This is a genomic window from Nocardioides sp., from assembly GCF_025965415.1.
In the GTDB taxonomy this organism is placed as follows: Bacteria; Actinomycetota; Actinomycetes; order Propionibacteriales; family Nocardioidaceae; genus Nocardioides.
On sequence record NZ_JAOPWY010000122.1, the window covers coordinates 50478 to 57003 of the forward strand.

Here is a 6526-nt window from a genome sequence, read left to right on the forward strand (position 1 = left end):
GAGCTAGCCCGCGAGGTAGCCGAGGTCCTGCAGCCGGGTGATCTCCGCCCGCAGCTCGGGGTGCTCGGCGGTGTCGGCGGCCTTGGCCCCCGCGACGTACATGTGGGCGCCGTCGGCGGTGCTGCTGTCGAAGACCACGGTGAGCCGGTTGGCGATCGTGGCGTTGATCAGCGAGCCGAGCAGGGCCACCGGGTCACTGCGGTCCTCCAGCGACAGCACGCGGGTGGCGTCGGGGATCCGGGGGACCTGCGCCGCCGGGGCGCCGGCCGTGACCACCTGGTCGACCACGAAGCGGGGCGAGCCGGCGGAGGCGGCGATCTCGGCGGCCACGGTGCCGCCGGCCGCCGATCCCACCAGCATGACGCGCGCGTCGTCCTCGGTCACGACCTTCTCGATCGCGCGGACGACCTGGGCGGCATAGCTCGTCGGGTCGGCGCCGACGAGCCGGAGCCGACCGGAGTCCGGGCCGAGGGTGCCGGGCAGGTAGGCGATGTAGCGGCCGGTGCCGACCCGCTGGACGCTGATCCGGCGGTCCTCGGCGACGAGGTTGGCCATCAGCTCCTCGAGCGAGCGAGGGGCCTGGCCCGCGCTGGCCTCCGCCGTGGTCTCGGCCTCGTCGACCTCCACGAAGGAGCCGGCCGAGTCGCGGAACGCCGACACGGCGTCGGTGGGGAACGGGTCGATGCCGATCGCCCGGAGGCCGCCGCGCGCCGCGTGGGCGCCCTGGTCGGAGGCGAGGACGCCGGCGGTGAGCAGGGAGCGCATGTGCAGGCCGTCGAGCAGCCCGCCGCCACCGGACAGGTGGTCCATCAGGTCGGGGTTGTTCTCGGCGAGCTCGTTGAGGTAGGCGGTGACGCCGTCGCGGTCCAGGGCGTCGGTCTCGATCAGGCCGGCGCTGACGATGGCACCACCGAGCGCGACCTCGGGGGCGAGGTAGCCGATGGCGCGGCCGGCGATCGAGCCCAGGGTCTTGTAGGCCGCCTGCTGGAGCTCGTCGATCCAGCGGTAGGTCAGCACCGTGGCACGTACGACGAGGGCGTCGGCGTCGAGCTCGACCGATCGCGTCAGCAGCCCGTGCTTGCCCGTCGTGGCGGCGCGGATGTCCTCCTCGGCCTGGGCCCAGGTGGCCTTCGAGAGCTCACCGGAGTCGACGACGTCGTCGTCGCCCAGGATCTCGGCACCGAGGCGCGCGCGGGTGCGCATCTCGTTGCCGGAGGCGTCGAAGAGGTCGGCCAGCGCCAGCATCTGGTCGTACTTGTCGGCGGCCACGGATGCCGACGACTCGGGGGAGTCGGCGCCGTGGGTGCGGGGGATGTCGAGGTCACTCATCTGCGGTCTCCCTGAGGCTGACCTGGGCCAGGACCGGGGCCAGCTCGGTCGCGAGGTCGTCGGGGTCGACGCGGGCGACCGCGACACGGGCTCCGTCGTCGTGACGCGGGGTGAGGGAGTGCCAGCCGTCCCGGAGCAGCACCCACGACACCACGCCGACCGAGGCGGTGGCCCGCTCGGACACCTCCGCGGCCAGGATGCGCAGCCGTCCCCGGCTCTCGGTGTGGACGGCGGAGAGGGCGGCCGCAGCCTCGGCGGTGCCGATCTCCTCGCCGTCGGCGAGGACCGCGCCGTCGCCCTGGCCCATCAGGACCGGGACCAGGTCGGAACGACCCGAGCGCAGGGCCTCCCCGACCGCGTCGGCGAGGGCGTAGGGCACGTCGAGCAGCGCCGGGACGTGGGACGTGGACAGGGCCAGGTCCTCGGGGACCGCGGTGACCCGGGCCAGCTCGGTGGTCCACTGCTCGACCGGGAACCAGGCCAGCTCGAAGACGATGCCGTCGCAGGTCGACAGGCTCGCGACCGCGCCCCCGTCCTGGCGGTGCCAGGCCTTGACCTGGGCGGCCCCGGCCGCGACGTCGATGTCGAGCGCCAGGCGGGGCGTGGCCAGCAGGCCGACGGCGCCGACGAGGCCGGCGTCGGCACCGTCGTCGCCCACCAGTCCGCGGCGGCGGAGGGTGTCGTAGGGGTCGTGGAGGGTGCCGAGGGCATCGGTGTAGGCGGAGTCCTCGACGGATCCGCGGCTCTGCCCGAGCCGACCCGAGAGGGAGCCCGACGCGGACGGCGCGCCCTCGGTCGACTCGAGGTCGAAGGGGAGCGGTGCACCCCCGGCCAGCTCGGCCACGACACGCAGCTCGGGCAGGGTCAGCGCGAGCCGCCGGGCCATGCCGTCGAGGAAGCTCGCCGGAGGCGTGGGCGGGGTGGTCAGGTCGATGGTGACCATGTCAGAGGCCCGGGAGGGTGACGGTCAGCCAGTCCTTGTGACCGGCCGGGGGTGGATCGAAGGCGAGCAGCGCTGTCTCGGTGGCGTCGGCCTCGACCGGGGCCTCGCCCTCCTCGGCACCGGCCTGGCTCGCGCGGGTGCGGGCGTCCTCGACGAGCGAGGTGGCCTTGTGGGAGCGGGTGTCGATGGCCTCCTTGAGGCTGTCGACCTCGGCGAGGTGCCTGGCCAGCGAGTCGGCGGCGGTCTCGTGGTGCGCGGCGGCGGCGCGCAGGTGGTTGGCGCGCTCCTTGATGCGCTCGCGCATGGCGTCGGCGGCCTTGCCGTGCCACGGGGCGGCCTCGGCCTGGGACACCAGCCGGGCCGCGAGGGCACGGATGTCGCCGCCCTGCTCGCGGAGCTGGGCGACGCGCTTGCGTCCCGCGGCTGTGTCGCCGTACATCGGATCACACCCTTTCGTCGGAGGACGCCTACCCGGGGGCCCGGTTGCCCAAACGTTTCCCCGCCCCCGAGTGTCCCACCAGCCCGGTGCGCCGGGGGCCCGTCCGGGGCAGGTGTCGCACGCCCCGCAGGCTGGTACGACGCCCTCCCGGGGGCGCGGCGACCGTTAGGATCAGTGCCCCGACCAGCCCGCTCCGGCCACGAGCATGAGGACTGCATGACCTTCGACGTCCACCAGCTCGACCTGTTCGTGCTGGTGGGTGCGGTCGTGACGCTCGCGGCGATCCTGGCCGTCCGGGTCTCGGCGGGCGTGGGCCTCCCCTCGCTGCTGATCTACCTGCTCATCGGCGTCCTGCTCGGCGAGGGCGGCCCCTTCGCGATCCCCTTCGACGACGCCCAGCTGGCGCACGCCCTCGGCTTCGGCGCGCTGGCGATCATCCTGGCCGAGGGTGGTCTGACCACCGACTGGCGGCAGATGCGACCCAGCATCAGGCTGGGGTTGTCACTGGCGACGCTCGGGGTGGCCGTCTCGGTGGCCGTCGTGGCCCTCGGTGCCCACTTCCTGCTGGGCCTGCCGTGGGAGCTGGCGATCCTGCTGGGAGCGATCTGCTCACCCACGGACGCGGCGGCGGTGTTCTCGGTGCTGCGGGTCGTGCCGCTGCCCAAGAGGCTGACCGGTGCGCTCGAGGCCGAGTCCGGTCTCAACGACGCGCCCACCGTCGTCCTGGTCGGCATCATCTCCACCGGTGCCGTCGCCGGCGCCGGCGTGCTGGAGGTGGCCGGCACGATCGTCTTCGAGCTGATCGCCGGCGGGCTCGTGGGCGTCGCCTGCGGCGTGGTGGGGGCGTGGATCATGCGCCGGGCGGCCCTGCCGTCCTCCGGCCTCTACCCGCTCGCGGTCCTGTGCCTGGCGTTCACGGCGTACGGTCTCGCCTCGGCGCTCCACGCCTCGGGGTTCGCCGCCATCTACGTCGCCGCGCTCATCCTCGGCAACAGCGAGCTGCCCCACCGGGTGGCCACCCGCTCGTTCGCGGAGGGCGTCGCGTGGCTCGCGCAGATCGGGCTGTTCGTCATGCTCGGCCTGCTGCTCTCACCCGGCCGGATCGACCTGCACACCGTCGTCCAGGCCCTGGTGACGGGCCTCGTGCTGACCGTCGTCGCCCGACCCCTGTCCGTGCTGGCCAGCAGCATCGTGCAGCCGATGGCACTGCGCGAGCTGGCCTTCATCTCGTGGGCCGGCCTGCGCGGAGCCGTGCCGATCGTGCTCGCCACCATCCCTCTCTCCGAAGGGGTCGACGGCGCCGACGAGCTCTTCGACATCGTCTTCGTGATGGTCGTGGTCTACACGCTGCTCACCGGCCCGACCCTGCCGTGGGTCGCCCGGCTGCTGGGGGTCTCGCGCCGTTCCGAGCCGCGCGGGCTCGACGTCGAGGCCGCGCCCCTCGACCGGGTCGCCGCCGACCTGCTCCAGGTGACCATCGCGCCCACGTCCAAGATGCACGGCGTCGAGGTCGGGGAGCTGCGGTTGCCCCAGGGGGCGTCGGTCTCACTGGTGATCCGGGGCGGCTCGTCGCTGGTGCCGGAGCGGCGTACGGTCCTGCGCGCGGGCGACGACCTCCTCGTGGTCACGCCGCGCAAGCTCCGCGAGGCCACCGAGGTCCGCCTGCGCCAGGTGTCGGAGAACGGGCGCCTCGCGCAGTGGCTCGGCGACCCCTCGAAGCGGGAGCGCGACTAGCGCGTCACTCGGAGCCGGTGGCCTTGCAGAAGGTCGCGTCCGCCTGCGCGAGCACCGACTCGACCTGCTGGGACCGCAGCGCCTTGAACCTCTCGCCCACCACCACGACCACGCCCACACCGATCGCGTCGCCGGGGACGACCCTGGCCTTCTTGAACTGTTGCTTGACCAGGTCGACCGCCGGGTTGGTCGGGTCGGACGCCCAGATCTGGGTGGTCGCGGCCGGCTGCGGGGAGTCGCCGACGTCGCCGGCGACGAAGCCGCGCTCGGCCAGCTGGGCGCTCGTCGAGCCTGCGAGGCCGCTGCGACCACTGCCGTTGAAGACGCTGACCACGACCTGGTCGCGCCGCACCTCCGTGCCGGCGCTCACGGCGGCGTCCTCGCAGATCGCCACCGGCGCGTCCTCGGGGAACGGCTCGGTCAGCGCCGCCCAGCCCCAGACCGCGGCGACGGCGACGAGCAGTCCGAGGACCGCCAGAGTCAGCGCGGACTTCAGCGCCCCGCTCACTGGTCGGCTGCCTGGTGGACGCGGGCGTGCAGGACGCTGCGCTGCTGCAGGGCCGCGCGCAGCGCCCGGTGCAGGCCGTCCTCGAGGTAGAGGTCGCCGCGCCACTGCACCACGTGGGCGAACAGGTCGCCGTAGAACGTCGAGTCCTCGTCGAGCAGCGTGTCGAGGCGGAGGGTGTCCTTGGTGGTCACCAGCTCGTCGAGCCGGACCTGGCGCGGGGGCAGGTCGGCCCAGGCGCGCGAGGTCAGGCCGTGGTCGGGGTAGGGCCGGCCGACGCCCACCCGCTTGAAGATCACGCCGGTGATCATAACGACGCCCTCGTCGTGCCCCCTCGCGCTGACTAGGCTCGCGGGCATGACCGAGACCCCTGAGGCCGTGCCGACGCCAGCCGAGGCCGCCCCCGTCGAGGCGTCTGCTCCCTCCGAGGCGCCTGCGCCGGCCGAGACCCCCGCTCCCAGCGACCCGATCTCCGAGGCGGTGGCGCCGGGCTACCGGTTCGAGGGTGCCGCCCTCGAGCTCGGCGGCCTCATGCTCGACGCCGACGACCTCAGCGACGTGCACATCAAGATCCCGCTCGGCATGCTCAACCGCCACGGTCTCGTCGCCGGCGCCACCGGCACCGGCAAGACCAAGACCCTGCAGCTGCTGGCCGAGCAGCTCAGCGCCAACGGCGTACCCGTGTTCGCGGCCGACATCAAGGGCGACCTGTCCGGGCTCAGCGTGCCGGGGGAGCCGAGCGACAAGCTGACGGCTCGTACGGCGAGCGTCGGCCAGCAGTGGACCGCGACCGGCTTCCCGACGGAGTTCTACGCCATCGGCGGCCAGGGCATCGGCGTACCCGTGCGGGTCACGATGACGGCGTTCGGCCCCACGCTGCTCGCCAAGGTGCTCGGCCTCAACGAGACGCAGGAGTCCTCCCTCGGGCTGGTCTTCTACTACTGCGACAAGCAGGGCCTGCCGCTGCTCGACCTCGCCGACCTGCGCGCCGTGCTGCAGTACCTCACGGGCGACGCGGCCGGGAAGGCCGAGCTCAAATCGATCGGCGGCCTCTCCCCGCAGACCGCCGGCGTCATCCTGCGCGAGCTGATCACCTTCGAGGCCCAGGGGGCCGACGTCTTCTTCGGCGAGCCGGAGTTCGAGACCAAGGACTTCCTCCGCACCACCGACGACGGTCGCGGGATCATCAGCCTGCTCGAGCTGCCCAACCTGCAGGACCGGCCCGCCCTGTTCTCCACGTTCTTGATGTGGCTGCTCGCCGACCTCTTCCACGACCTGCCCGAGGAGGGCGACCTCGACAAGCCCAAGCTGGTCTTCTTCTTCGACGAGGCGCACCTGCTCTTCAACGACGCCTCCGACGCGTTCCTCGAACAGATCGCCCAGACCGTGCGGCTGATCCGCTCGAAGGGCGTCGGCGTCTTCTTCGTCACCCAGTCGCCGACCGACGTCCCCGACGACGTCTTGGCGCAGCTGGGCTCCCGGGTGCAGCACCAGCTCCGGGCGCACACGCCCAACGACGCCAAGGCGCTCAAGCAGACGGTGGCCACCTTCCCCAAGTCGCAGTACGACCTGTCGG

At 73.1% G+C, this 6526-nt stretch carries 7 protein-coding genes; 2 read left to right on the plus strand and 5 right to left on the minus strand.

Annotated elements, in window-relative coordinates; translation table 11 throughout:
- Positions 1-3: 3 nt before the first annotated feature.
- The 3 genes from JWN97_RS13340 to JWN97_RS13350 are packed head-to-tail and all read right to left on the minus strand — an operon-like array spanning position 4 to position 2711.
- Positions 4-1329, minus strand: coding sequence for a hypothetical protein (locus JWN97_RS13340; RefSeq protein WP_297623311.1), 1326 nt, complete (start codon positions 1327-1329; stop codon positions 4-6).
- Positions 1322-2272, minus strand: coding sequence for a hypothetical protein (locus JWN97_RS13345; protein ID WP_297623313.1), 951 nt, complete (start codon positions 2270-2272; stop codon positions 1322-1324). The genes JWN97_RS13340 and JWN97_RS13345 overlap by 8 nt, the downstream gene beginning before the upstream one ends.
- Position 2273: 1 nt before the next feature.
- Entirely contained in the window at positions 2274-2711 is a 438-nt protein-coding gene (locus JWN97_RS13350; protein ID WP_297623315.1) for a hypothetical protein, read from the minus strand.
- Between the two features lie 216 nt (positions 2712-2927).
- Between JWN97_RS13350 and JWN97_RS13355 the strand changes: the two genes are divergently transcribed.
- Positions 2928-4445, plus strand: a complete 1518-nt coding sequence (locus JWN97_RS13355) for a potassium/proton antiporter (protein WP_297623316.1) — start codon at positions 2928-2930, stop codon at positions 4443-4445.
- Between the two features lie 4 nt (positions 4446-4449).
- Here the strand turns inward: JWN97_RS13355 and JWN97_RS13360 are convergent, their stop codons facing one another.
- Both JWN97_RS13360 and JWN97_RS13365 read right to left on the minus strand, forming a co-directional pair.
- On the minus strand, positions 4450-4953 hold the full coding sequence (locus tag JWN97_RS13360; protein ID WP_297623318.1) for a LytR C-terminal domain-containing protein: 504 nt from the start codon (positions 4951-4953) through the stop codon (positions 4450-4452).
- On the minus strand, positions 4950-5249 hold the full coding sequence (locus JWN97_RS13365) for a type II toxin-antitoxin system VapB family antitoxin (protein WP_297623324.1): 300 nt from the start codon (positions 5247-5249) through the stop codon (positions 4950-4952). The genes JWN97_RS13360 and JWN97_RS13365 overlap by 4 nt, the downstream gene beginning before the upstream one ends.
- 58 nt (positions 5250-5307) lie before the next feature.
- On the opposite strand from JWN97_RS13365, the gene JWN97_RS13370 reads away from it, so the two are divergent.
- The coding region (locus JWN97_RS13370; protein ID WP_297623320.1) for a helicase HerA-like domain-containing protein at positions 5308-6526 on the plus strand (1219 nt) is incomplete at its 3' end.